Source organism: Catenuloplanes indicus (genome assembly GCF_030813715.1).
Taxonomy (GTDB): Bacteria; Actinomycetota; Actinomycetes; order Mycobacteriales; family Micromonosporaceae; genus Catenuloplanes; species Catenuloplanes indicus.
The window spans coordinates 7642187-7667840 of record NZ_JAUSUZ010000001.1; the positions used below are offsets into that span (position 1 = coordinate 7642187).

The 25654-nt window shown below is 72.2% G+C and carries 23 protein-coding genes; 6 read left to right on the top strand and 17 right to left on the bottom strand.

Going from position 1 to position 25654, the window contains the following annotated elements; all coding sequences use genetic code 11:
* Positions 1-9: 9 nt before the first annotated feature.
* From J2S42_RS34025 to haaT, 5 genes are all read right to left on the bottom strand, one after another.
* Positions 10-1842 (bottom strand): ABC transporter ATP-binding protein, encoded by a 1833-nt coding sequence (locus J2S42_RS34025; protein WP_307249188.1) that lies wholly within the window; start codon positions 1840-1842, stop codon positions 10-12.
* A 106-nt stretch (positions 1843-1948) separates the two neighbouring features.
* Complete coding sequence (locus J2S42_RS34030) at positions 1949-2419, bottom strand: GNAT family N-acetyltransferase (protein WP_307245882.1); 471 nt, start codon at positions 2417-2419, stop codon at positions 1949-1951.
* Positions 2420-2433: 14 nt separating this feature from the next.
* Positions 2434-3555 (bottom strand): FxsB family cyclophane-forming radical SAM/SPASM peptide maturase, encoded by a 1122-nt coding sequence (locus tag J2S42_RS34035; RefSeq protein ID WP_307245884.1) that lies wholly within the window; start codon positions 3553-3555, stop codon positions 2434-2436.
* An 11-nt stretch (positions 3556-3566) separates the two neighbouring features.
* Positions 3567-3704, bottom strand: a complete 138-nt coding sequence (locus J2S42_RS34040; protein WP_307245886.1) for a hypothetical protein — start codon at positions 3702-3704, stop codon at positions 3567-3569.
* Positions 3705-3766: 62 nt separating this feature from the next.
* Positions 3767-6424: a cyclophane-containing RiPP biosynthesis TPR protein HaaT gene (gene haaT, locus J2S42_RS34045; RefSeq protein WP_307245888.1), complete on the bottom strand. Its 2658-nt coding sequence runs from the start codon at positions 6422-6424 to the stop codon at positions 3767-3769.
* Between the two features lie 106 nt (positions 6425-6530).
* Between haaT and J2S42_RS34050 the strand changes: the two genes are divergently transcribed.
* Together J2S42_RS34050 and J2S42_RS34055 are read left to right on the top strand one after the other, a co-directional pair.
* Positions 6531-7487: a hypothetical protein gene (locus J2S42_RS34050; RefSeq protein WP_307245889.1), complete on the top strand. Its 957-nt coding sequence runs from the start codon at positions 6531-6533 to the stop codon at positions 7485-7487.
* 112 nt (positions 7488-7599) lie between these two features.
* Positions 7600-7947, top strand: coding sequence for a histone-like nucleoid-structuring protein Lsr2 (locus J2S42_RS34055; protein WP_306832235.1), 348 nt, complete (start codon positions 7600-7602; stop codon positions 7945-7947).
* Here the strand turns inward: J2S42_RS34055 and J2S42_RS34060 are convergent, their stop codons facing one another.
* The 6 genes from J2S42_RS34060 to kdpF form a co-directional block, all read right to left on the bottom strand.
* A complete protein-coding gene (locus J2S42_RS34060; protein ID WP_307245891.1) occupies positions 7948-8628 on the bottom strand; it encodes a response regulator in 681 nt (226 codons plus the stop codon). It abuts the gene before it with no gap.
* Positions 8625-11198, bottom strand: a complete 2574-nt coding sequence (locus J2S42_RS34065) for a DUF4118 domain-containing protein (RefSeq protein ID WP_307245893.1) — start codon at positions 11196-11198, stop codon at positions 8625-8627. The genes J2S42_RS34060 and J2S42_RS34065 overlap by 4 nt, the downstream gene beginning before the upstream one ends.
* A 101-nt stretch (positions 11199-11299) precedes the next feature.
* Positions 11300-12148 (bottom strand): potassium-transporting ATPase subunit C, encoded by an 849-nt coding sequence (locus tag J2S42_RS34070; protein ID WP_307245895.1) that lies wholly within the window; start codon positions 12146-12148, stop codon positions 11300-11302.
* Between the two features lie 5 nt (positions 12149-12153).
* Positions 12154-14364 carry a potassium-transporting ATPase subunit KdpB gene (kdpB, locus tag J2S42_RS34075; protein ID WP_307245897.1) on the bottom strand — a complete coding sequence of 737 codons (2211 nt, stop codon included), beginning with the start codon at positions 14362-14364 and terminating at the stop codon, positions 12154-12156.
* Positions 14365-14668: 304 nt separating this feature from the next.
* Positions 14669-16324: a potassium-transporting ATPase subunit KdpA gene (gene kdpA / locus J2S42_RS34080; RefSeq protein WP_307245899.1), complete on the bottom strand. Its 1656-nt coding sequence runs from the start codon at positions 16322-16324 to the stop codon at positions 14669-14671.
* 13 nt (positions 16325-16337) lie between these two features.
* On the bottom strand, positions 16338-16427 hold the full coding sequence (kdpF, locus tag J2S42_RS34085; protein ID WP_307245901.1) for a K(+)-transporting ATPase subunit F: 90 nt from the start codon (positions 16425-16427) through the stop codon (positions 16338-16340).
* Positions 16428-16828: 401 nt separating this feature from the next.
* Between kdpF and J2S42_RS34090 the strand changes: the two genes are divergently transcribed.
* Both J2S42_RS34090 and J2S42_RS34095 read left to right on the top strand, forming a co-directional pair.
* Positions 16829-17728, top strand: coding sequence for a helix-turn-helix domain-containing protein (locus tag J2S42_RS34090; protein ID WP_307245904.1), 900 nt, complete (start codon positions 16829-16831; stop codon positions 17726-17728).
* A gap of 104 nt (positions 17729-17832) precedes the next feature.
* Positions 17833-18021 carry a DUF397 domain-containing protein gene (locus tag J2S42_RS34095; protein WP_307245906.1) on the top strand — a complete coding sequence of 63 codons (189 nt, stop codon included), beginning with the start codon at positions 17833-17835 and terminating at the stop codon, positions 18019-18021.
* Between the two features lie 22 nt (positions 18022-18043).
* Here the strand turns inward: J2S42_RS34095 and J2S42_RS34100 are convergent, their stop codons facing one another.
* The 5 genes from J2S42_RS34100 to J2S42_RS34120 all read right to left on the bottom strand — a co-directional run bounded on the left by J2S42_RS34100 (position 18044) and on the right by J2S42_RS34120 (position 21713).
* Positions 18044-18379, bottom strand: coding sequence for a hypothetical protein (locus J2S42_RS34100; RefSeq protein WP_307245908.1), 336 nt, complete (start codon positions 18377-18379; stop codon positions 18044-18046).
* Positions 18380-18711: 332 nt separating this feature from the next.
* A complete protein-coding gene (locus J2S42_RS34105) occupies positions 18712-19044 on the bottom strand; it encodes a hypothetical protein (RefSeq protein WP_307245910.1) in 333 nt (110 codons plus the stop codon).
* A 29-nt stretch (positions 19045-19073) separates the two neighbouring features.
* Positions 19074-19958, bottom strand: a complete 885-nt coding sequence (locus tag J2S42_RS34110) for an aminoglycoside phosphotransferase family protein (protein ID WP_307245912.1) — start codon at positions 19956-19958, stop codon at positions 19074-19076.
* Between the two features lie 402 nt (positions 19959-20360).
* Positions 20361-20756, bottom strand: coding sequence for a hypothetical protein (locus J2S42_RS34115; RefSeq protein WP_307245914.1), 396 nt, complete (start codon positions 20754-20756; stop codon positions 20361-20363).
* Positions 20757-20789: 33 nt separating this feature from the next.
* Complete coding sequence (locus J2S42_RS34120) at positions 20790-21713, bottom strand: threonine/serine dehydratase (protein ID WP_307245916.1); 924 nt, start codon at positions 21711-21713, stop codon at positions 20790-20792.
* Between the two features lie 100 nt (positions 21714-21813).
* Here J2S42_RS34120 and J2S42_RS34125 point away from each other — a divergent pair, with 100 nt between their 5' ends.
* Positions 21814-23778 (top strand): protein kinase domain-containing protein, encoded by a 1965-nt coding sequence (locus J2S42_RS34125; RefSeq protein WP_307245918.1) that lies wholly within the window; start codon positions 21814-21816, stop codon positions 23776-23778.
* Positions 23775-24290, top strand: a complete 516-nt coding sequence (locus J2S42_RS34130) for a hypothetical protein (RefSeq protein ID WP_307245920.1) — start codon at positions 23775-23777, stop codon at positions 24288-24290. Before J2S42_RS34125 ends, J2S42_RS34130 begins: the two co-directional genes overlap by 4 nt.
* A gap of 80 nt (positions 24291-24370) precedes the next feature.
* On the opposite strand, the gene J2S42_RS34135 is transcribed toward J2S42_RS34130, so the two are convergent.
* Positions 24371-25105 (bottom strand): amino acid ABC transporter ATP-binding protein, encoded by a 735-nt coding sequence (locus J2S42_RS34135; RefSeq protein WP_307249190.1) that lies wholly within the window; start codon positions 25103-25105, stop codon positions 24371-24373.
* Between the last annotated feature and the right edge of the window lie 549 nt (positions 25106-25654).

Here is a 25654-nt window from a genome sequence, read left to right on the forward strand (position 1 = left end):
GCGGGCCCGTCAGGCCGCGTAACCGGCGGCCTGGAGGGTGAAGAGGTCGGCGTAGCGGCCGTCGAGGCGCATCAGGTCGTCGTGTGTGCCGGACTCGACGAGCCGGCCGTTGTCCAGCACGAAGATGCGGTCGGCGTGCCGGACGTTGGCGAGCCGGTGCGTGATCAGGATGGTGGTGGCATGGCCCTGGCGGTCGCGGATCGCCTGGAACAGCGCGTCCTCGGCGCGCGGGTCGAGCGCGGACGACGGCTCGTCCATGATGAGCAGCTCCGCGTCGCGGAGGAAGCCCCGGGCGGCGGTGATCCGCTGCCACTGGCCGCCGGAGAGGTCCTGCCCGTTGGCGAACGTGCGGTCGAGCAGCGTCTCGTAGCCGTGCGGCAGGTCGGCGATCATCTCGTGGGCCGCGGCGCGGCGGGCGGCGGACTCGATGCGCGGCCGGGACGGCTCAGCCTCCGGGTCGCCGACCGCGATGTTCGTGGCCGCGGTGAACGGCCACTTGTGGTACTCCTGCGTGACCACCGCGATCCGGGCGCGCAGCGCGGTGGCGTCCCAGTCCGGGAGCGGCCGGCCGTTCCAGGAGATCGTGCCGGAGGTCGGCTCGCGCAGCGCCGCGATCATCGCAGCCAGCGTGGACTTGCCGGAGCCGTTCTCGCCGACGAACGCGACGGTCTGCCCGGCGTGCACGGTGAGCGTCACGTCGTCCACGGCCGGTGCGTCCCGCTCCGGATAACACAATGTCACACCGCGTACGTCGAGCGTGCGCAGCGGGCCCGGGGCCGCCCGGTCCGGCGCGTCCGGCAGGTGCGCGGCCGCCCGCGTCATGAAGCCGGTGTAGTCGCCGAAGTGCTGGCCCTCGGTGTAGACCCGGTCGATCTGGAACGTCATCGTGGTCAGCGCGCGCTGTGCGGCCTGCACCGCGATCACGCAGGTGGCGGCCGCGGAGAGCGGGATGTGCCCGCGCAGCAGCAGCGCGCCGAGCAGCACGTACACCGCGCCGGTCGCGACGCCGCCGATCGCCGCGCCCACGCTGGTCGACGTGGTCACCCGCCGGGCCAGCGCGAGCTGGATCTCGGTCTCCACGGACATCACCCGGTCGTACTGGTCGAGCAGGAACCGGCGCAGCCCGTAGGAGCGCAGCTCGTGCGCGGAGACCCGCTCGGCCATCAGGCGGTGCAGGATCCAGAGCCGCCTGCGGCGGACCGAGCCGGCGATGTACGTCCGGTAGCGCTGATGCCCGGCCCGCAGCGAACCCCACGCGTTCGGCACGGTCGCGACCAGCAGCGCCGCCAGCAACAGCGGGTGGATCAGCACCACGGCGACCGCGACCGACAGCATCGACACCACGCCGGACAGCAGGTTCATCACGCCCTGCACCAGCCCGATCGCGGACTCGGTGCCGCGGGACGCACGCTCCATGTCGTCCGCGAACGCGTCCTGGTCGAACGCGTCCAGCCGCACCGCCGTGGTCACCTCGAAGAGGCCACGCTCGATCTCCCGGCTGACCCGCGGCGTGAGGCCGTTCTGCGCGTACCCGGTCGCGATGCCGAGCCCGGCCCGGATCGCGGTGGCGAGCGCGAGCGCGCCGAGCGCGGGCAGCGCAGCCGTCACCCGGTCCGGCGTGGGCCCACCGGCGAACAACTCGACCAGCACGCGCTGCGTCGCCAGCAGCCCGAACGTGGCCATCACCCCGCCGCCGACCGTGGCCGACGCGACGATCGAGGTCCGCAGCCGGTCCGCCCGCCAGCTGATCGCCATCGCCTTCCGCACCAGCGTCGGCAGCTCCGCGAACACCCCGAACAGCCCCGCGTCCGCCCGGCGCCGCAGCCCGGTCTCCCACCACATCGTCCGCAGTTCGGGCAGCACCGACTCCGTGTTCGCCGTCACCGCCCCAGCATGCCTCACCCCAAGTGATCAATTCACTTCCGTACGTGAGTGAACGGCGAGTGCATCAGGACCCCAGGGTGATCCGATAATTGATCTTCCCCGCCGACTCCTCGAAGCCGAGACCGCGGTAGAACGCCTGCGCCACCGGATTGTCCCGGTCGGCCTGCCACTCCACCCGCCCACAGCCCGGCCGTGCCTCCGCGATGTCCCTGACCCGGCCCATCAGGCTCGCCCCCACCCCCCGCCGGCGCCGGGAGGGACGGACGTAGAGCTCCTTCAGGAACAGCGAATGGGTGGAGCCGGCCGCCGGCCAGAGGAACGAGTACGCCGCGAGACCGACCACCTCCTCGCCGTCGACCGCGAGCAGTAGCCAGGCGAGCGGCGGCACCCCGAACAGCGCACTCCGCACCTGCGCCACCCGCTCCTCGATCGGCTGCACGGACGCGGCCCCGTAATACCGCTCGATCTCCTCGATCAGCTCGGCGACCACCACGGCGTCGCCCGGCTCCGCGTCACGCACGACGATGTCCGCCACCGTGAGCCTCCTCCTCATGTCGGGTCCGGTTCGGATGCTACGTGCTCAGGCAGTGTCGCCTGGATGTGCCGGATCAGGTACGTCAGGTCGGCGCAGTAGACCGACGGGTTGCGGTACCCCCGCGCGGTGCTGTAGCGGTGCGGCAGATACCCACCCCCGCAGACCGCCAGCAGCGGGCAGCGGTGGCACTCGGCGGCCAGTTCCGCCGTGCCGGCCGCCCGCCGCCGGATGGCCGGGTGCCGCGCTGCGTCGTCGAAACCGTGGCGGAACACGTCGAGCCCGAGCCCGGTGACGCCGTCCGCGCTCGCTTTCAGCGTGTCGACGTCCTCGATGGAACCGTCCGACTCCACCACGACGACACCGGACGGGGCGAGCCCGAGCGTCTCGACGGACCCGCGTGCGCCGAGGCTGAGCGCGACCACGTCCTCGAACATCCGGATCTCATGGGCGTAGGTGTCGGCGCGGATCCACTCGTCGTACACGTCGGCGAGCCATCGGCCGTACTCCGGCTGGTCCGGCCGGGTACGCGCCGGTGGGTCGTCGTGCGTCGCGTGCGGCAGGTGGAAGTCGATGGTCGGCGGCCCGAACGACGCCAGGTATCCGTAAATCTCGGCCGGGTCGTTGCGCGGGTCGACCACCGCGAGCAGGCCGGCGAGCCGGCCGGGCCGGTCCCGCAGCCGCTGTACGCCGCGCACGGCGGCGGCGGCGGTCGATCGACCTCGATGGCTGACCCGGTGCCGGTCGTTCGCGGCCGGCGGCCCGTCCAGGCTCACGCCGACCCGGACGTCGAACCGGTCGAACAGGTCCAGCCAGGCGGAATCGACCAGCACGCCGTTGGTCTGCACCGCGAACCGTGCGACCGGGCCGATGCCGTCGCCCAGCGTCTGGAGCACGGCACCGAGGTGTCGTGGACCGGCCAGCAGCGGCTCGCCACCGTGGAGTACGACGTCGACCGCGTCCAGCCGATGCGCGGCCACGTGCTCCGCGATCCGGCGGGCGGCGGCGGCGGCCACGTCGACGCTCATCCGGGCCGGCAGCGTCCGCCAGGACTGGTCCGGGCCGTTGAACACGTAGCAGTAGTCACAGTCGATGTTGCACCGGTTGGCGACCTTCAGGACGAAGGTCCGGAACGGCATCGGCGGGCGGGTCAGCGCCGGATGGAGGCGGGATGGGTGGCCTCGACCGGCGCGGAGCCGGACCGCTCGGCGGCCGCCTTGGCCTGGGCGCGGGCGATGACCGTGGCGAGAACCGGGGTCGATGCGGAGTTCCTCGTGGGCGTCGGCATGGTGTGCTCCCCTCGTGAGGCGCCCATCATATCGATGGATGGCGAACCCGGTCGAGCCCGTTTCAGGACAGCGGTACGCCGAGCCGCTCGTAGATCGCTCGTGCGGCCTGCAGTGACCGGTTCGCCTGCTGTGGGCGGCCGAGCGCGTGCTGGCATCGCGCGAGCCCGTGCAGCGCGCGCGCCTCCTCCAGCGGCACGCCGAGCTCACGGGCCAGGGAGAGCGCCACCTCGTGCTGGTTCTCCGCCCGGTGCGGCTCACCGGACGCCAGGTGCCGGGCGCCGAGGTGGTTGAGCACCTCGAGCTGCCCGCAGCGGTCGCCCAGCTCGAGGTACAGCGCCGATGCCCGGTCCAGTGCGGCGAGGTCTCCGGTCAGCAGTCCCAGTTCGGTCGTGGCGGCGGCGAGACCACCCCGGCTGCCGAGTTCCCGGTAGAGGGCAATCGCTCTCTCCTGCGACTGGACGGCGGCGTCGGGCCGGCCGTGCAACCGATGGATCACGCCGAGATGCCGGAGCGCGTTGGCCTCACCGAACCGGTCGCCGGCCTCGGCGTACCGGCGCAGCGCGTCCTCGTGCGCGGCGGCGGCACCTCGGTGGTCACCGCGCAGCCGGCGCACCACGCCCAGCTCGTTGAGCGCGTAGGCCTGATGTACGGTGTCGCCGATGTCGGTGTATGCGGCCAGCGCCTCCCTCGCGTACTGCTCGGCCACCGGGTAGTCGCCGGTCAGCGAGCGTACGATGCCGAGGTCGCGCAGCGCGTTGGCCTCGCCGTAGCGGTCGCCGATCCGGCGGTACAGCGCAAGCGCCTCCTCCTGCGCCGCGGCTGACTCAGGCAGATCGCCGGTCATCCGCCGGACCATGCCCAGATCGGCCAGCGCGTTCGCCTGGCCCAGCAGGTCGCCGGTGCCCCGGCACAGCCGCAGTGCCCCGGTCTGGGCGTCCGCGGCGGCCGCGTAGTCGGCCGTGAGGTAGTGCACGATGCCGATCTGATTGAGCACGCCCGCCTGGCCGGCGTCGTCGCCGAGGTCCCGGTAGCGGTCGAGCGCGGCCCGGAGCGACTCGGTCGCCGCCCGGTAGTCGGCCATCAACCGCAGCGTCAGGCCGAGATCGGCGAGCGCCTCGGCCTCGGCGGACGCGGTGCCGGACCGGGCGGCTGAGCGCGCCGCCGTCCGGTGCAGTTCCGCGGCCTGGTCGAACGGGCCGGCGTGCCGTAGGTAGGGCGCCATCGCGGCGGCCAGCTTGACGACCAGGCCGTGCATCCCGCGCCGGACGCAGTCCTGGACGCAGGCGAGCACGTTCGCGCGTTCGGACTCCAGCCATGCGGTCGCCGCGCCGGAGTCGGCGAAGCGGGTGGTCACCGGTACGGCACCCCGGCGGATGTGGGTGTTCGCGGCTTCGACGGTGTGCAGATAGTGCTGCGCGAGGCGTTCGACCGACACGGTTCCGTCCTCTCCGAGGCTGTGTCCATACTCCTTGACCAGGTCATGGAAGCGGTACCGTCCCGGCGCGGTCTCGTCCAGCAGGTGGTCGGAGTACAGCGCGTCGAGCTCGAGCCGGGCCGACTGCGGTGTCACCCCGCACAGTGCGGCCGCGGCGTCCTCGTCGACGTCGAGTCCGGGGAAGAGGCTCAGCGTGCGGAAGAAGCGCTGCCGGTCCGGCGGAAGGTCCTGGTACGACAGGTCGAACGCGGCCGCCACCGCGCGCTCGCCGATCCGAAACTCCGTGAGCCGGTGCTGCGCGGCCGCCAGCCGGTCGCGAAGGTCCACCGTGGACCACGCGGGATGATGCCGCAGCCGTGCCGCCAGCAGGGAGATCGCCAGTGGCAGTCGGCCGGCGGCGGTCACCAGGTCCGTCACCGCGGCTGGCTCCATGTGCCCGCGGCCGGCCAGCCGGACGAACAGCGCCTCCGCGTCGTCGGCCGACAGCGCGTCCATCTGTAGCCCGGCTGCGTCCGGCGTGACCAGGCGCCGGCGGCTGGTGATCAGCACCAGACTGCCGCCGGTGCCGGGCAGCAGGTGCTCGATCTGCGCGAACGTGGCCGCGTTGTCCAGGATGAGAAGCAGCCGGCGGCCGGCGACACGGCTGCGCCACAGCGCCGCGCGCGCCTCGGTGGCGGCCCACGCGTCGTCGCTGTTCGGGATCTGCTGCGGTGTGACGCCGTCCGCCAGCAGCAGGGAGGTCAGCGCCTCCGCGGGGCGGACCGGTTCTCGGCCGGGCGTGTGGCCGTTGAGGTTCAGGAAGAGCTGACCGTCGGGGAACTTCGGCGCGAGCAGGTGGCCGGCGTGGATGGCGAACGCGGTCTTGCCGACCCCGGCCATGCCGTCGATGGTGCGGATCACCGTGTCGGCACCGCCGCGTTCCGCGTCCTCGACGACCTGCCGCAGTTGCTCGTGCCGGTTCGTGAACCCGGTGATGTCGTGCGGGAGCGTGCGCAGGACGGCGGCGCCCTCCACGAACCGTGGCGCCACGAGGCGGTCCGACCGGGTGGTGGCGGCGTGCGTCTCGTGACCGGCCTCGGTCAGCGCCTGGGACAGCGCCGCGAGCAGGACCGCGGCCACGGCCAGGAGCGTGAAGGACTGCCACGGATGCTGCTGCACCAGCGCCAGCGGGCCCGGCCAGCGCTGCTGGGCGGAGGCGGCGTTCGTGACCAGGCCAATCATCAAGGTCACCATGGCGACACCGGCGGCGATGAGTGCCACCACGGTTACTCGGCGCAACTTCACGCCCGGCAGCCTAGGGCATATCGACAACCGGCAACGTTTCTGGAGGTACTGTTCCCTGGCCCCTGTCGGCCGAATAGGAAAGGGGGAACGGGGCATACAGAAGTGCATGGTGCTCGGGGAGAACGCGACCGAAGAAGATCTGTCCGCTCGCCTGCGGGATGAGGTGGCCGTGATGGAACGGGCGGCTGCGGACGGGCGTTACCGGGATGCGCTGGCGGCGAGCGGGACCGCGAGCGCGACGATCAGGCGGCTGCGGGAGATCGCACCGGAGAATGCGACCCACATCCTGGCCGCGGCCGGGCTGTTGCACAACCGGTCGCATTTCCTGCAGCGTGTCGGAGAAAGCGACGCGGCGGTGGCCGCGGCGGCGGAGTCGGCGGCGCTGTTCCGTGAGCTGGTGCCGGCCGATCCGGCCTTTTACCGGCCGTATCTGGCGGATGCGCTGGTGCGCCTGGGTGCGGCCATTGAGGCGACCGGGCGGAAGGGCGAGGCGCGCGAGCCGATCGCGGAGGCGGTCCGTCAGTATCGGGAAACCGTCTTCGACGCGCCGCGGCATCGGGCGGGGCTGGCGCGCACACTCGTCCGGTTCGGGGAAATGCTGGCCGAGGCGGGTGACCGGGAGCGTGCCACCGAGGCGATGGCGGAGGCGGCGGACCTGTTCCGGGCCGCGGACGAAAGCGGCGCGGTGTTCTTCACGCCGTCGAATGCGGGGCCGATTCCCGCTGGCTGGGAGTTGCTGGTGGACGGCCCGGCCTTTGTCACGGCGTTGCGCAACCTGGCGGCCGGGAACAGCCGGGCCGGCCGGTCCGGCGCGGCCGTGACGGACTCGCGGGAGGCGGTCGGGATCGCCCGGCAGGTGGCCCGGGCGCGGCCGACCTCGGCGGGTGATCTAGCGGATCTGCTGGTCGAGCACGCGCAGATCCTGGCCGAGGCCGGTTATCTCATCGAAGCTCGTAACAATCTCGAAGAGGCGATCGCCTGGTACGAGTCGGCGCCGGACGGTGCGTATGAACCGCGATTGAGCTGGGCTTACGATGTTCGCGAAAGGATCGCGAGGCAATAGTCACGACCCGACAATTTCGGGGCAGGTTGCGGGATATTGTGCGCTTCAGGCAGACTGCATTTCGGTACCCCATCCGTTTGCATTGTTCTTCCTGACCGGGAGTTGAGCCGCCGTGGCTAAGCAAGTCATCACGCTGTTGACCGACGACCTCGACGGCAGCGAGGCTGACCGCACCGTCGAGTTCGCGCTGGACGACGTGACCTACACCATTGACCTTTCCGAGAAGAACGCCGGCAAGCTGCGCAAGCTTCTCGATCCGTACATCGCGGCCGGCACCCGGGTGGGCCGCAGCGGCGCGGTGACCGCGCAGCGCGGCGGCCGTCGCGTCGCCGGTGGCACCGTCCGCTCGAATCGCGACCAGAACAAGGCGATTCGCGAGTGGGCCGCGGAGAACGGTTACGACGTTTCCGAGCGCGGCCGCATCCCGGCCAACGTGGTCGAGGCCTTCAACAAGCGCTGACTAAGGGCGGAACCGATAGCCCATCCCCGGCTCGGTGATCAGATGCCGGGGGCGGGCGGGGTCGTCCTCCAGCTTGCGGCGCAGTTGCGCCAGATACTGGCGCAGGTAGTTGGTCTCCGTCTGGAATTGCGGCCCCCACACCTCCTGCAGCAGTTGCCGCTGGCTGATCAGCTTCCCCGGATTGCGCAGCATGATTTCCAGAATGTGCCACTGGGTGGGCGTCAGCCGCAGCTCCGCGCCGTCGTCCCCGCGTACCGTGCGGTCCGCGAGGTCGACGGTCCACCGCCCGATCCGGGCGGCCGGCGCGGCGTCACCGGTCGTGTTGATCCGCCGGGTCACGGCGCGGATCCGGGCGAGCAGCTCCTCCACGCCGAACGGCTTGGTGATGTAGTCGTCCGCGCCCGCGTCGAGCGCGGCGACCTTCTCCTCGCTGCTCGCGCGCCCGGACAGCACGATCACCGGGACCGCGGTCCAGCCGCGCACGCCGCGGATCACCTCGACGCCGTCCATGTCCGGCAGGCCCAGGTCGAGCACGATCAGGTCGGGGTGGTGCTGCGCGACCGCGCGCAGCGCCGAGCCGCCGTCCGGCGCGACCTCCACGGCGTACCCCCGTGCCTTGAGGTTGATCCGGAGCGCGCGGAGGATCTGGGGCTCGTCGTCGACGACGAGGATGCGGGTCATTCGTTCTCCAAGACAAGATCAAGACCATCCGAGGGTACGGCCGGGAGCGCGAGCACCATGGTCAGCCCGCCGCCGGGCGTCGCGGACGGGGTGAGCGTGCCGCCCATCGCCTCCGCCAGGCCGCGGGAGAGCGCGAGCCCGAGCCCGACGCCGGTGTGGTTGTCCCGGTCGCCGAGGCGCTGGAACGGCAGGAACACGGTGTCCCACTCGTCCTCCGGGATGCCCGGGCCGGTGTCGATCACGCGCAGCTCCACCTCGCCGCCGTGCGTGCTGGCCGACAGCACCGGCGGCGCGTCCGGCGGGCTGTAGCGCAGTGCGTTCGCCACCAGGTTGACCAGCACCCGCTCCAGCAGGCCGGGGTCCGCGGTGACCTCGGGCAGGTCCGGCGGGATGTTGACCCGGACCGCGTGCGCGGCCGGGCCGATCTCGTCGAGCGCGCGCGGCACCGCGTCCTCCAGCCCGATGTCGATCAGCGACAGCCCGAGCACGCCCGCCTGCAACCGGCTCATGTCCAGCAGGTTCGCCACCAGCCGGCCGAGCTGGTCCAGCGACTCGTCCGCGGTGGCCAGCAGCTCGTCCCGGTCCTCGTCGTCGAACGCGACCTCCGGGTGCTCGCCGGACGCGCTGCGCAGGCTGGTGATCGCGGCCTTGGCGGAGGCCAGCGGCGTGCGCAGGTCGTGGCTGACCGCGGCCAGCAGCGCGGTGCGCATCCGGTCCGCGGCCGCGAGCGGCTTGACCGTGGCCGCCTCGGCCTTAAGCCGTTCCTGGCGCAGCGCGACCGCGGCCTGCGCGGCGAACGCCTCCACGATCCGCCGGTCGTCCGCGGCCAGCGGCGCGCCGCGCAGCGCCAGGCTGAGCGTGTCGTCGATCGGTACGTCCACCTCGGCCTCGCCGGGCGCGGCGCACGGCGGCCCGCCGACGCCGGCCACCACCTTCCACGCGTGCGGGTCGCGTTGCACGTCCGGCCGGGTGCCCGCGTCCGGATCGCGTTCCAGCAGCGTGACCGTGGTGAACCCGAAGGTCTCGCGGAGCCGTTCGAGCAGCGCGGGCAGCGGCCGGGCGCCGCCGAGCACGCTGCCCGCGACGGCCGCGAGCGTGGTCGCCTCCGCCGCGGCCCGGGCCGCCTCCCGGGTGCGCCGCGCGGCCAGGTCGACCACCGCGCTCACCGACGCGGCGACCAGCACGAAGATCACCAGGGCGATCAGGTTGTCCGGCTCCGCGATCGTGAACCGGCCGGTCGGCGACGTGAAGAAGTAGTTGAGCAGCATCATGCCGCTGACGGCCGCGAGCAGTGCCGGCCAGAGTCCACCGACCAGCGCCACGCCGACCGACGCGGCCAGGAAGATGAGAATGTCGAGCGTCAGGCTCGGCGGCAGGAAGTGCACGCCCACGGTCAGCAGCGGCATGCCGATCAGCGCGAGCAGGAACCCGGCGATCTGCCGCCTGCGGGACAGCGCGGTGGTGCCGTCGAACGACCGCCGCCGCCCGGTCCCGGCCCGTTCGTGCGTGACCAGGTGCACGTCGATGCTGCCGGAGCGGGCCGTGGTGGTGACGCCGACGCCGGGGGAGAGCAGCTGTGCCAGCCGGCCGCGCCGGCTGGCGCCGAGCACCAGCTGCGTCGCGTTGACGCCGCGCGCGAACGTGAGCAGCGCGGCCGGCACGTCACCGCCGACGACCTGGTGGTACGTGCCGCCGACGCTCTCCACCAGCACCCGCTGCCGGGCCAGCAGCGCCGGGTCGACCCCGGCCAGCCCGTCGTTGCGGGACACGTGCACGGCCAGCAGCTCCGCGCCCTTGGTGCGGTCCGCGATCCGGGCGGCGCGGCGGATCAGCGTCTCGCCCTCCGGCCCGCCGGTCAGCGCGACCAGCACCCGCTCCCGCGTCTCCCAGGTGTCGGCGATCTCGTGCTCGGCCCGGTACCGGTCGAGCTGGTCGTCCACCTTGTCGGCGAGCCAGAGCAGCGCCAGCTCGCGGAGCGCGGTCAGGTTGCCGAGCCGGAAGTAGTTGCCGAGCGCCGCATCGATCTTGTCCGGCCGGTAGACGTTGCCGTGCGCCATCCGGCGGCGCAGCGCCTCCGGCGTCAGGTCGGCCAGCTCCACCTGCTCCGCCGCGCGGACGATCTCGTCCGGCACGGTCTCCCGCTGCGGTACGCCGGTGATCTCCTCGACCACGTCGTTGAGCGACTCGAGGTGCTGCACGTTCACGGTGGAGAGCACGTCGATGCCGACGTCCAGCAGCTCCTGGATGTCCTGCCAGCGCTTCTCGTTGCGGCCGCCGGGCACGTTCGTGTGCGCCAGCTCGTCAACCAGCGCCACCTCGGGCCGGCGGGCCAGCACCGCGTCCAGGTCCATCTCGGTGAACTCGGCGCCGCGGTACGTCACGGACCGGCGCGGCACCACCTCCAGCTCACCGATCATCGCCTCGGTCATCGGCCGGCCGTGCGTCTCGACGAAGCCGACCACCACGTCGGTGCCGCGCTCGGCCCGGCGTTTCGCCTCTTCGAGCATGGCGTAGGTCTTGCCCACGCCCGGGGCCGCGCCCAGGTAGATCCGCAGTTGTCCGCGTGCCACGGCACGATCCTTTCACTTGCGGGGCCCGCCACCCCGGTTCCCGGCGACGCGGGGTCCCCCGCACCGATTCCCAGCGGCGCGGGGGACGTCTGCGCCGCGGATCAGGCCCGCGCGTCCAGCGCGAGGTTGAGCGCCAGTACGTCGACCGCGGGCTCGCCGATGAAGCCCAGCGCCCGGCCGGTGGTGTGCGCGGCGATCAGCGCGGTCACGTCGGCCTCGGGGAGGCCGCGCTCACGGGCCACCCGCGGCGCCTGCAGCCGCGCGTACGCGACGCTGATGTGCGGGTCGAGCCCGCTGCCGGACGCGGTGACCGCGTCGGCCGGGACGGCGGGGGAGTCGGGTGCCGTGCCGCGGACCGGCGTGACCACGCCGCCGGAGTAGTCCTCGCGCGGGTTCGCGCACTCCACGGCCGTACCCTCGAAGGTGGTCAGGAAAGGTGTTGCCGGGCAGGCCTGGTTGACGCTGACCGCGCGGGTGACGGCGCCGGTGAGACCGTCCGCGCGGAAGACGCTCAGGACCGCGCCGACACCGTCCGGGGTGCAGTACGGCCGCCCGCCGTCCACGCCCTCCCGCGCACCGATCGCGAGACTACGCATGCAGACCTGGGTGAGCAGGCTCGGCGTGTCCGGGCCGTCCACCACGCTCTCCGGGCCGAGGTTCGACGCGCCGGTGGCCAGCGGGTCGTAGCCGTCACCGCCGGCCGAGGGACGGGACTGGAAGTACCGGGGCAGCGGGTTGCCGTCCGCGTCGGTGAAGTGCTGGCCGATCAGCGCGCTGCCGATCACGGTGCCGTCGCGGGTGATGAGCGAGCCCTCGGCCTTGCCGCCGAACCCGGGCATCATGCCGGCGCCCACCAGCACCAGCGGGTACGCGAGTCCGAGCGCGACGGTGAGGAACAGCAGCGCGCGGAGCGCCGCGAGGTGCTGGGAGATCCAGGAAGGAAGACGCATCGGAATCAAATCCCCGGGATGAGCGAGATGAGCAGGTCGATGAGCTTGATGCCGATGAACGGCGCGACGATGCCGCCCAGGCCGTAGATCCACAGGTTGCGGCTGAGCAGCGCGGCGGCACTGCTCGGCCGGTAACGGACGCCGCGCAGCGCCAGCGGGATCAGCGCGACGATGACCAGCGCGTTGAAGACGACCGCGGCCAGGATCGCGGTGGTCGGGCTGTCCAGGCGCATGATGTTGAGCGCGTCCAGGCCCGGGTAGACGCCCGCGAACATGGCCGGGATGATCGCGAAGTATTTGGCGATGTCGTTCGCGATGGAGAACGTGGTCAGCGCGCCGCGGGTGATCAGCAACTGCTTGCCGATCTCCACGATCTCGATCAGCTTGGTCGGGTCGGAGTCGAGGTCGACCATGTTGCCGGCCTCCTTCGCGGCCGACGTGCCGGTGTTCATCGCCACGCCGACGTCGGCCTGGGCGAGCGCGGGCGCGTCGTTGGTGCCGTCGCCGGTCATCGCGACCAGCCGGCCGCCCTCCTGCTCTTTTCTGATCAGCGCGAGCTTGTCCTCCGGCTTCGCCTCCGCCAGGAAGTCGTCGACGCCGGCCTCGGCCGCGATCGCCTTCGCGGTCACCGGGTTGTCGCCGGTGATCATGACGGTACGGATGCCCATCCGCCGCATCTCGTCGAAGCGCTCGCGCATGCCGGGCTTGACCACGTCCTTGAGGTGGATCACGCCGAGCGCGCGGGCCGGTTCGCCGCCGGTGTGCGTGGCGACCACCAGCGGCGTGCCGCCGGACGCGCTGACCCGCTCGACCAGGTCGGCGATCGCGGGCGCGGGCGTGCCGCCGTTCTCCCGCACCCAGGCCAGCACGGCACCGGCCGCACCCTTCCGGACGCGCCGCACCGCGCCGGTCGTCCCGGCCCCGCCGGTGGTGCCGGTGGCGTCGGCCGTGCCGGGGTCGCCGGCCGGGAGGTCGACGCCGCTCATCCGGGTCTGCGCGGTGAACTCGACGAACGTCGCCGTCTCCACCGCACGCTCGCGGAACCCGAAGTCCTTGGCCAGCACCACGACCGAGCGGCCCTCCGGCGTGCCGTCCGCGAGGCTGGACAGCTGCGCCGCGTCGGCCAGCTCGATCTCGGTGACGCCGGGCGCGGGCAGGAACTCGGACGCCTGCCGGTTGCCGAGCGTGATCGTGCCGGTCTTGTCCAGCAGCAGCGTGCTGACGTCACCGGCCGCCTCGACCGCGCGGCCGCTCATCGCCAGCACGTTGCGCTGCACCAGGCGGTCCATGCCGGCGATGCCGATCGCGGAGAGCAGCGCGCCGATCGTGGTCGGGATCAGGCAGACCAGCAGCGAGACCAGCACGATGCCGGTGACGCCGTCGCCGTTCAGCGCCAGCGTGTCCGGCGCCGCCGCCTGGTAACCCTTCGCGAAGATCGCCAGCGGTTGCAGCGTGACCACCGCGAGCAGGAAGATGACCGTGAGCGCCGCGAGCAGGATGTTGAGCGCCACCTCGTTCGGTGTCTTCTGCCGGTTCGAGCCCTCGACCAGCGAGATCATCCGGTCGATGAAGCTCTCACCCGGCCTCTGGGTGATCCGCACGATGATCCGGTCGGAGAGCACCCGGGTGCCGCCGGTTACCGCGCTCCGGTCACCGCCGGACTCGCGGATGACCGGCGCCGACTCGCCGGTGATCGCGGACTCGTCGACACTGGCGATGCCCTCGACCACGTCGCCGTCACCCGGGATGATCTGGCCGGCCGTCACCTCGACGATGTCGCCCTGCCGGAGTTCACCGGCGGCCACGCCCTCGTCGGTGTAGGAGCCGGCGGCCGCGCCGGGCTTCCAGCCCTTGAGCCGGTTCGCGACCGTGTCCTTCTTGGCCGCACGCAGCGTGGCGGCCTGCGCCTTGCCGCGGCCCTCCGCGACCGCCTCGGCCAGGTTCGCGAAGATCACGGTGAGCCAGAGCCAGACCGCGATCGCGATCGCGAACCCGGACGGTTCCGCGACCGCCAGCACCGTGGTGAACACGGCACCGATCTCGACGATCAGCATGACCGGATTGCGCCACATGGCACGCGGATCCAGCTTCCGCAGCGCATCCGGCAACGAGTGGGCCAGCTGCTTCGGATCGAGCAACCCGCCACCGGCCGCCCGCCGCGGCCGGTCCTGGTGCGACGCCGGGCTCTCCGGCGCATCGATGGTGTTGGTGGTCATGATCGTTCACGAGCCTTCTGCGAGAGACGAAGATCAAGAACCGCGTCGCGGTACGACTCCACCGCGACCGGCATCGCCGGGTGGGTCACCGCGGCGGGGCTCGCCGCGCGAGCGGGCGCCGTGTCCGGCGTTGCCGCGTGGGCGGCGCCCGCGGCGCAAGTCGCCGTGTGGGTGGCGATGGTGGCCGGTGTCGCGACGCGGGCGGCGGTCGTCGCCGGCGCCGCTGCGCGAGCCGCTACCGAAGCGTGCGCCGGCGTGAGACGAGCGGCCGGGGCCGGGCCGGTGGCCGGCGTGAGCGTGTGCATCACAGGCCCTCCGCCAGCGGGCCGAGTGCGAGCGCCGGGAGGAACGTGAGAGCGACCAGCACGACCGTCACACCGGCGACCATGCCGACGAAGAGCGGGCGGTGGGTGGGGAGCGTGCCCTCGGACTCGGGCACCGGCGTCTGCCGGGCCAGTGCGCCGGCCAGGCCGAGGACGAAGATGATCGGCAGGAAGCGGCCGAGCAGCATGGCCAGGCCGGTCGCGACGTCCCACCAGAGCGTGTTGACCGTGATGCCGGCGAACGCGGAGCCGTTGTTGTTGGCCGCGGACGTGAACGCGTAGAGCACCTCGGACAGCCCGTGCGGGCCCACGTTCAGCGCGGTGGACGCGTTGCCGGTGGCGAACGCGAGCGCGGTCCCGGTCAGCACCAGGATCGGCGTGATCAGGAAGTACAGCGACGCGAGCTTGATCTCCCGGGCGCCGATCTTCTTGCCCAGGTACTCCGGCGTGCGGCCGACCATCAGCCCGGCCACGAACACGGTGATCGTGGCGAGCACCAGCATGCCGTAGAGACCGGAACCGACGCCGCCGGGTGCGACCTCGCCGAGCATCATGTTGATCATCGGCATCATGCCGCCGAGCGCGGTGTACGAGTCGTGGAACGAGTTGACCGCACCGGTCGAGGTGAGCGTGGTGATCGCCGCGAAGACGGCCGAGTCGACGACGCCGAACCGGACCTCCTTGCCCTCCATGGCGGCGCCGGCCGCGGTCGGCACGGTGCCGCCGGCCCGCAGCTCGAACACCGTGATCAGCGCGATGGAGGCCAGCGCGAGCAGCGCCATCACGGAGACGATCGCGTAGCCCTGCCGGTTCTGGCCCACCATCCGGCCGAACACGCGCGGCATGCAGAACGGGATCAGCAGGATCAGGAAGAGCTGGACCCAGTTCGTCCAGGTCGCCGGGTTGGAGAACGGGTGCGCGCTGTTCGCGTTGTAGAAGCCGCCGCCGTTCGTGCCCAGGAGCTTGATGGCCTCCTGCGACGCCACCGGACCGCCGGTGATCGTCTGGCTGCCGCCGGCGACGGTCTCGGCGAGCGTGCCGGTGCTGAGGTTCTGCACGACGCCGCCGAGCATCAGCACGAGCGCGCCGAGCATCGCGACCGGCAGCAGGACGCGCAGCGTGATCCGGGTCAGGTCGATCCAGAAGTTGCCGAGCTGGTCGGTCCGGGACCGGGCGAAGCCGCGGACGAACGCGACCGCGACCGCGATACCGACGGCGGCGGAGACGAAGTTCTGCACGGCCAGGCCGGTCATCTGGACCAGGTGGCCCAGCGTCGACTCGCCGGAGTACGCCTGCCAGTTCGTGTTCGTCACGAAGCTGACCGCGGTGTTCCAGGCGATGTGGCCGGTCACCGGTGCCGTGCCCAGGCTCAGCGGCAGGTGGTGCTGCAGGCGCAGCAGGCCGTAGAGGAACAGGACCGAGACGGCGGAGAACGCCAGCACGCTGCGGCCGTAGACCGCCCAGCTCTGCTCCGCGTCCGGGTCGACGCCGATCACCCGGTAGATGCCACGCTCCACCCGGGAGTGCTCCCGCCGGGATACCACGCGGAACATGTAGTCGCCGAACGGCCGGTGGACCGCGGCGATCGCGACGACGAGCGAGATCAAGAAGATCACGCCCGCGACTGTGGTGTTCATGTCAGCGGCTCTCTCAGAACTTCTCGGGGAACAGCAGTGCGACGAGCAGGTAACCGGCCAGGCCGACGGCGAGGACCAGGCCGATCAGGTTGACGGCGGTCACAGCCGGGTCACCGCCCGCAGCAGCAGGGTGAGCGCCGCGAACAGCGCCACCGTTCCCAGCACGAATGCCACGTCAAGCATCGTGCGACTCCTTCACTCAGGTACGTCCGGCCGGCGGGTGCGCCGGTCGCCTGGGCAATGGAACGCCTGGTCGCGGCCGGATCGGGGAAACCTGACGCGTTGCATACGAGCCCCCGCGGTTTCTTGACGCGTTTTTCACGGCCGACCCTTTTTGCCGGATTCGGGCACGTGAGCGAGGTAGCGGCGTCACGCATCGTGATGTGACAATTCGTCGTGTGCTCGTTTGTTGCGTGACCCGGCCCTGACGTCGCAATGGCGCTGTGACGCGCGTGACGGAAGCAGCCGGTGGTGGATTCGTCACTCAGCCGAGAGGGGAAGAAGATGCCCCGGAACCAGAGCGCCGCCGTCAGCCGCCGTCGCCTCAGAACCGCGCTCCGCCGCCTCCGCGTGGCCCGCGACATGACCCAGCGCGAGGTCGCGGACGCGCTGCACTGGTCCAGCGCGAAACTGATGCGCATCGAGGCCGGGAAGGTCAGCGTCTCGTTCACCGACCTGCAGGCGCTGCTGAACCACTACGGCGTCACGGACCCGGCGCGGATCGGGGCGCTGAACGACCTCTCGGTCGCGGCTCGTGCCGGTTCGGCGATCGGTGTGCGTTACCGGGACGTGCTGTCCACCGGAATGGTGGAACTGCTCGAACACGAGGAGAGCGCCGGTACGATCCGGAACTTCGAGCCGCAACTCGTGCCGGGCCTTTTGCAGACGCCGGAGTACGCGTATTCGGCATTGCGTTTCCTGCCCGACGAGGAGCTTTCCGCCGAGGTGGTGGAGCGTCGGGTGGAAGCGCGCATGGAACGCGCGGAACTGCTCACCCGCGACGATTCCCCGGACATGTTCTTCGTCCTCGACGAATCGGTGCTGTACCGGAAGGTCGGTGCCGAGTCCGGGGCGGACGGCGTGATGGCCGCGCAGCTGGCGCACCTGCGGGAGCTGTCCGCGCTGCCGCACGTCTCGATCCGGATCCTGCCGTTCGGCGCCGGCCTCTACGGCGCGATCCGCTCGCCGTTCGTGATCCTGGAATTCGACGACGAGCTGGACGACGGCCTGGTCTACATCGAGTCGCCGCAGGACGAGGTGATCATCCGGGAGGACGTCGAGTCCATCGTGCGCTACGCGGACCGGTTCCGCGCACTGGAGAAGCGGGCCACGTCCCGGGAAATGCTCCCGGTGATAATCGAGACGGCGCTGAATCGATTGGAGTCGCCCTCCGTGCTTGCCTGATCACGCAATGAATTGTAGTGCGCCGTGGCCTGGATGAACGCCATGTTCCGGGCGTATGCTCCGGCCGTCGGGGGCGACGATTCCGGCGTTATGCGGGAGGGCTCATGTCCATTCGAGTGCGGACCGATGGCATATGGCGAAAAAGCACGCGGAGCGCACAGGGTAATTGTGTCGAGTGCGCGGCGAATGGCACCCGGATCCTGGTTCGCGACTCGACGAATCCGGGTGGCCCGGTGCTGTCCTTCGGCCGCGCGTGCTGGCGCGCGTTCCTCCGTCGCGTGGCGGAGCGCTGACCCGCGCGGGCCGGCTCGGGTCTTAATCCCCGCGGCGGGGCCGGCCCGGCGCCGGCCCCCGGCGCGCGGGCCGGTGCGAGACCACCCAGCGGCCGGCCGCGGTCAGTGCGCCGGAGCCCGCGCAGCACAGCAGCGTCAGCGTGCCGTCGACGCCCGCTACCACGCAGACGACCAGGCACATCGAGGTCGGCAGCAGCGCGGTCAGCATCGTGATGAACCGGCCGATCGGCCGGGTGGCCTGGTGTCCGGTGCCGGTGACCGACACCCGCACCGCGAGCAGGTCGCGGATCGAGACGTCCGTGCTGGCCTCGATGTTCGCCTGGTCCGGTCGATCGTTTGTGCGTGCCCTTTTCGCCATGGTGGAACCACCGCCCGACGAGGATCTTGTAAGGTGACTGATCGTCGAGTTGCATATCGTTAGCCGACGATTCGTCTTACCGCACAGAGTAACCCATCAGCAGAAATGTGCACGCCCCGCCTGCACTTGCATCAATGACGGGAATTGTTTATCGCGGGAGTCGCCACACCTAGCGGTGTGCTGGATCATTCCAGTGCCGAAACCGTCCGCCGACCCCGCAGGCGGTCCGCGAGACGCTGTCGTAGCGTCGGCCGAATCGCGCGGCCACGGTCCGCGTCATGGCCGAACGGTGCCACGGCGGTCGATGCCGCTACAGAGTTCGATCGGCCGTCTCACGGGTGGATGATCGCGGCACCGGCGAAGAACAGGACCACGCCGAGGCCGGTGCCCTGGGCCATGCCGATGCCCATCCGCCGGGAGCGGGTGAAGATTGTGGCCAGGCCGCCGGTGAAGGCGGTCAGCACGCCCGCGCCGATCGCGAGGAACGAGAAGAACGGCGCGATCTCCGGCGTGCCGAACTCGCCGCGCTGATTGAGCACCAGCAGCACCAGCAGCACCACCTGGGGGAGCAGGCCGCCGGCCAGGCCGCTCCACCGCGGCCCGCCCACCGCCAGGCCGTCCGCCGGCACACGCCTGGTCCGCACCGCTCGCCTGGTCCCCGCCATGCCGTCATCGTTCCAGCTCGGGGCGGGTCTCACGGCAGCTTTGGCCGAAGCAGCCGGGCCACGTCCAGCTCGCGGCCGTGATGGTCGCGGCCGTCCTCGACGGTCCACACCCAGGACAGCACGCACAGCACGAAGCCCCAGGCCAGCACGCGATCGTACGGCAGCGAGAGCCCGTCGGCGACCTGCTCGGCGCGGGCCGGGGCGAGCCGGGTGAGCGCGTCGTCGCGTACCCATGGATCGGGGTTGTAGAGCAGCGCGCCCACCTCGGCCGCCGGGTCGCCGGTGCGGCCGTGCGGATCGATCGCCAGCCATGGCTCGCGGGTAGCGGTGAGGATGTTGCCGTGGTGCAGGTCGCCGTGCAGCACCACCCGGGTGGTGGTGGACGCGCACAGCTCCCGCAGCACGCCGAGCGCCCGCTCCACCAGCGCGTCCCCCGGGTTCCGGGCCAGGTGCGCCGCGAGGTCGTCCGCGTGCCGCTCGACCGGCTCCAGCGCGGAGTCCGGCTCCGGGGCCGGGCGGTGCAGGCGGCGCACCACGTCGACGAAGACCGCGGTCGCGGCCTCGTCGTCGTGCGGGACCAGCGTGCGCAGCATGGTGCCGGGCACGGCCCGCTCCAGAAGCAGCGCGCCCTCCGCGTCGTCGTGTGCGAGCAGCCGCACCGCGCCGTGGCCGCGGTAATGGGCCAGCGCGGCCCGTTCCGCGCGCAGGTGCGGCGCGGACGGCACGCCGAGCTTGAGCACCGTGTCCGCCCCGGCCGGTGCGACCCAGTTGAGGCTCAGCGGGAACGGCGGCCCGGGGGTCACGCCCCACCGCGCCGCGACCGTGCCGGCGCGAACCGGCAGCGTGTCCAGCCAGCGTGCGCCCTCGGCACCCCAGGTCTCGATCACGGTGCGGCGGAACGTCTCGGTGACCATGCCCGGGAGCCTAGTGCGGGTGAGTAGGCACGCTCAGGTACCTGCCAGCGCGGCGCGGCAGGATTCCCGGCATGGCGAACATTCTGCAGTGGACGGTGGCGGCCGGCGTCGGAATCCCGGACGGAACGGGGACGGACGGTATTCCGGACGGGGCGCAATGACCCCGCAAGCACGCCACGGTACGGCGTGAGCGTGCGGAACGAAGGGTGACCGTGGAAGTGCGGGGCTGATCCCGCACCGTCGCACACCCGCCACGGGGTGGGTGTGCGACGGCATCGCGGTAGCCGGGATTCTCCGGGCCACCGCGAGACCGGCAGGGAGGCCGCCGACCGGTGCCCGCGGGAGCATGCGCGACGCCACCACGCCGGAAGCGGGAACGTCCGCTTCCGAGGTTCCCTGAGGTCAGGAAGCGTTGGCCGGCCGGTGGGTGAGCTGACCGCCCGGCTTCGGGCCGGCCGGTGGGTCCGCCGGCGGGCGGTGCAGCATGAACAGCAGCTCGGCGCCGAGCGTCAGTGTGCTGACGAACGTGAGGCCGGCGCTGGTCACCGCGGCCACCATCACCAGCCACAGCGCCTCGCCGGCCGCGGCCGGGACGGTGCTGCCGACCGCGGCGATCGGCCCGGCCGCGGCCATCACGGCCGGCCCGGTGAGGACGGTCAGCGCGAGACCGGCCGACCAGTACGCGGCGACGGCGTGCTCCGCGGGCGTGCGGCGGGTGAGCCGGTTGCCCGCGATCGCGATCGCCACCGGCGGGATGAGTGCGGCCAGCCAGAGCAGGAACACGGAGAGCCCGTCCATCGCCTCAGCGTAGGCGGCCCGCGCAAGCGCCGCTCAGCCGAGGCTCGACGGATCCGTGTTCGCGCCGCAGAGGATCACCGCGACCCGCTCGCCCTCGGCCGGTGTGTAGCCGCCGGCGGTGAGCGCGGCCATCGCGGCCGCGGCGCTGTGCTCGACCACGATCCGGTAGCGGTCCCACAGGTGCTGCCGCGCCGCGATCAGGTCCTCGTCCTCGACGATCAGCGACTGCACGCCGGTGCGCCGGGCCACCTCGAACGCGATCTCGCCGACCCGCCGGGCGCCGAGCGCGTCCGCGGCCACGCCGGAGACCGGCACGTCGACCGGCTGGCCCGCGGCCAGCGCGTCGTGCAGCGAGCGGGCGCCGGCCGGTTCCACCGCGACCACGCGCGCCCGGCCGTCCAGCGCCGCCGCGACACCGGCCAGCAGCCCGCCGCCGCCGACCGCGACCAGCACGGTGTCGAAGCCGCCGGTCTGCGCCCACGTCTCCAGTGCCAGCGTGCCGGCTCCGGCGGCCATGTCCGGGTGGTCGTACGGGTGGCAGAACGTGGCGCCGGTGTCGCTCACCCGCTTCTGCGCCGCGTCGTACGCCTCGGCGAACTCGTTGCCGGTCTGCACCACGACCGCGCCCAGCTCGTGCAGCCGGCGCACCTTCGCGGGGGAGGAGATCACCGGCACGTAGATCTCGGCCGGCACGCCGAGCTGGGCGGCCGCGTACGCCACCGCGATGCCCGCGTTCCCGCCGGACGCCGCGACCACGCCCGCGCCGGACAGCTCGCCGGACTCGGCCGCGGCCAGGATCCGGTTCAGCGCGCCGCGGGCCTTGAACGTGCCGGTGTGCTGCAGGTACTCCAGTTTGAACACGGTGGCGCCGGAGTCCGCCACCGGCAGCACCGGGGTGTGCCGGACCCGGTCGCCGATCCGCACCGCCGCCGCGTCCACGTCCGCCTTCGAGATCATGCGACCAGCGTAGGCCCGGCGGGGTGCGTCGATCCGTACCGGTGCGGGTTCTTGGCCGGATATCGACGGTCGTTGGCCGGTATGCCGTTCCGCCGGTCCGATGACCGACGGTAAGGCAGCCGTTCGCCTGAGTGCCGGCGCGACGTTCCCGGCGCCGGACCACGACTATCCGTTCTACCTGGAGCTGGAACTGACCGCCACCGACGCGACATGGGCGGGCACGTACCGGGTGACCGACCTCTACTACCTGCCGCGGCAGAACAAGGCGGACGGCCGGATCAAGAACTACGAGATCTACGTCTCCGCCGACGGCACGAACGGGGGCACCCCGGTCGCGACCGGCGTCTGGCCGGACACCACCGCGGAACAGATCGTCACGTTCGCCGCTAAGACCGGGCGGTACGTGCGGCTGCGCGCTCAGCGAGGTGAACGAACAGCGCTGGGCCGCGGCGGCGGAACTCAACATCAGCGGGGTCCCCGTGTAGGGTGGCGCTCCATGACGGAGCCTCTCCGCCCCGGGGACCCGCGCGAACTCGGCGGCTACCGGCTGCTCGGCCGGCTCGGCGAGGGCGGCATGGGCGCGGTCTACCTAGGACGGTCGCCGGACGGCCGGAGCGTCGCGGTCAAGGCGATCCGGCCGGAGCTGGCGAACGAACCGGAGTACCGCGGCCGATTCCGCTCCGAGGTCAGCCGCGCCCGCCAGGTGCCGCCGTTCTGCACCGCGGCCGTGCTCGACGCGGACCCGGAGCACACCACGCCGTACCTCGTCGTCGAGTACGTTGACGGACCCAGCCTGGCCGAGGTGGTCGCGGACCGGGGCCCGCTGTCCGGCGGCGACCTGCACAGCGTCGCGATCGGCGTGGCGACCGCGTTGACCGCGATCCACGGCGCCGGCGTCATCCACCGCGACCTGAAGCCACGCAACGTGCTCTTCGCGCTCGGCGCACCCAAGGTGATCGACTTCGGCATCGCGCAGCCGTTCGAGGCGACCAGCCACCACACGCGTACCGATCAGATGGTCGGCACCCTGGCCTACATGGCGCCGGAACGGTTCGACACCGCGCCGATCGGCCCGGCCTCGGACGTGTTCGCCTGGGGCGCCGTGGTCACCTACGCCGGCACCGGCCGCACGCCGTTCGCCGCCGACTCGGCCGCCGCCACCGCGGGCCGGATCCTCACTCAGCCACCGGACCTCGGCGGGCTCCAGTCACCGCTGCGCGAGATCGTGGAACGCACGCTGGCCAAGGACCCGGCGGACCGGCCGACCGCACCCGAACTGCTGGAACTGCTGCTGGACACCGGCTCGCACAGCCGGCCCGACCTGACCGCGCGCCCCGAGGTGCAGCGCGCGGCCCAGGCGGCCCGCGCGCTGCGGCGCCGCGGGCGCCACCGCCGGCTGGTGACCGCCGCGATCGCGGGCGTGCTGGCCGCGGCCGTGCTCGGCGCGGCCGGTGCGTGGGCGTACCACTCCCGGGCGGTCCCGCCGGTGGCCGTGCCGTCGTCCGCGGTCGTCGTCAGCGACCCGCCACTCATCGGCGGCGGGCCGGTGATCATCGACCCACTGTCCCGGCCCGGTCAGTGGCCGGCCGGTGCCGGCTGCGCGTACACCGGCGGGCGCCTGGTCATCAGCGGCGGGGAGCCGGTCTGGCAGGCCTGCGACGGCCCGCAGGACAGGTTCGCCGGCGATCAGTCGATCACGGTCAGCGTGGCGCTGCTGGAGCCGGGCAGCTGCGCGTTCGTCGCGTTCCGGAAGACCGACGACCTCACCGGGTACGCGTTGTCGCTCTGCGCCGACACGATCGGCTTCGAACGGCACGCCGACGACCGCGCGGACGAGCTGGTGCGCGTCCCGTCGACCGCGCTGGCCGACGGTGCCGAACACCGCGTCCGGCTGGTCGTCCGGGACGACGTCGCCACGGTCGCGGTCGACGGCACCGACGTCACCTCCGCCCCCGCCGACGACCGCCGCCTGGTCACCGGCTGGATCCGCCTCGGCGTCGAGGCCGGCGCCGACTACCGGAGCGGCAGCGCGGCCTTCAAGGACCTGGAGATCCGTACGCTGTGAAGAAGCTCTTGATCTCGATCCCCGCTCTGCTGCTCCTGGCGGCGTGCGGCTCGGCTCCCGACGACACCACCGCGTCGCCGTCCGCCGTGCCGTCCGCCACGCCGCCGGTGCCGGCGTTCACGGACGTGTCCCGGGGCGACACCGACTCGATCGTCAAGCTGTTGCAGTTCACGCCGGGGAAGGGCCAGGCCGTGGTGGTCGAGCCGGTCATCTTCCTGACCAACCCGGAGTTCTGCGAGACGTTCCACCTCCCCGCCGACGACAAGCGCTGCAACTCCGCCTGGAACACCGCCGACAGCGAGGCCAAGATAACGCTGCCCCGCGCGGACGACGCGGTCCTCGCCCTGGTCGACCAGTCCGACGTGAGCGCCTGCATGGACGAGATGGGCGCCGGCTCCTGCGAGACCTCCGCCACCGACTTCGCCGCCCGCCTCGGCGACGGCCCCCACCTGATCCGCCTCACCACGCGAGACGGCATCGCCGTCCGCCTCGCCGAGCTCTACGTGCCGTAGCCCTTCCGAGCCGCACTCGACGAGCCCACACGCACGTTTCGCGATCGTCCACATGCCACGCGGCGCGTGTCAATGGACGGTCAGAGCCGTCCCGCTTCGATGATGCGGCGGAGGAACTGGCGGGTGCGGGGGTGCTGGGGGGCGCCGAAGACCTGTTCCGGCGGGCCCTGTTCGAGGATCCGGCCGCCGTCGAGGAAGCAGACCCGGTCGGCGACCTGGCGGGCGAACGCCATTTCGTGCGTGGCCAGGATCATCGTCATGCCCTCGGTCTTCAGGTCCTTGATCATGGTGAGGACCTCGCCGACCAGTTCCGGGTCGAGCGCGGACGTGACCTCGTCGAGCAGCAGCAGGCGTGGGGAGTTGACCAGGGCGCGGACGATCGCGACGCGTTGCTGCTGGCCGCCGGAAAGGCGATCCGGGTACTCCCGTGCCTTGTCGCCCAGGCCGACCCGGTCCAGCCAGGTGCGCGCCTCCGCCTCCACCTCGGCCCGGCGGCGCCGGTGCACGCGTTCCGGTGCCAGCGTGATGTTCTGCAGCACGGTCATGTGCGGGAACAGGTTGTAGGACTGGAACACCATGCCGATCTTCCGGCGTACCGTGTCGGGGTTGGTCCTGGGGTCGGTGATGTGCTCGCCGTCCAGCAGGATCGTGCCGTCGTCGATCTCCTCGAGCAGGTTGATGCAGCGCAGCAGCGTCGACTTGCCGGAGCCGGACGCGCCGATCAGCACCACCACCTCGTGCTCGGCCACGTCCAGGTCGAGGTCCTGGAGCACCAGGCCGCCGCGGAACGACTTGCGCAGCCCGGAGCAGGACAGCGCCGGCTGGGTCGGCACCGGCACGTAGTCCGCCTCCTGGTCCGCGGTCCTGATCGCCTGGACCAGCCCGGCCGCGGTGTCGCTCAGCTCGTCCCGCTCGCGCCGGCTGCGCCGCGCCGGTGGCTCGTCGCCCGGCTCCGCCGGCAGCGCGTGCCGCGATCGCCGTGGCCGCTCGTCCACCAGCCGCGTGTCCGGTTCCGCCGGGGTCTCCGCCACCGGCATGCGACGGTACGGGTCGGCGCCGACCTCGGGCGGGGCTGCCTCGTCCCGGGTCGCGAACCGGGCGTAGCCGCCCGAGGCAGACTCGGTCTCGTCGCCCTGGCGTTCGCTGCGGCGGCGGCCGCGGCTGTTCGGCACGGGCGTGTCGTAGAGGCTCCCGTCCGTACCCTCCGACGTGGGCCGGCCCTCGGGGACCGCCGGGAACGCGCCGGTCGACCGGCGCAGCGCCCGCTCACGGGCCCGCTCGCGCCGCTGCTTCGCCGCGTCGAAGTCCGCCACCCGGGTCTCGTCGCCGCGCTCCGGGATCTTGTCCAGCCGGTCCCGCTCCAG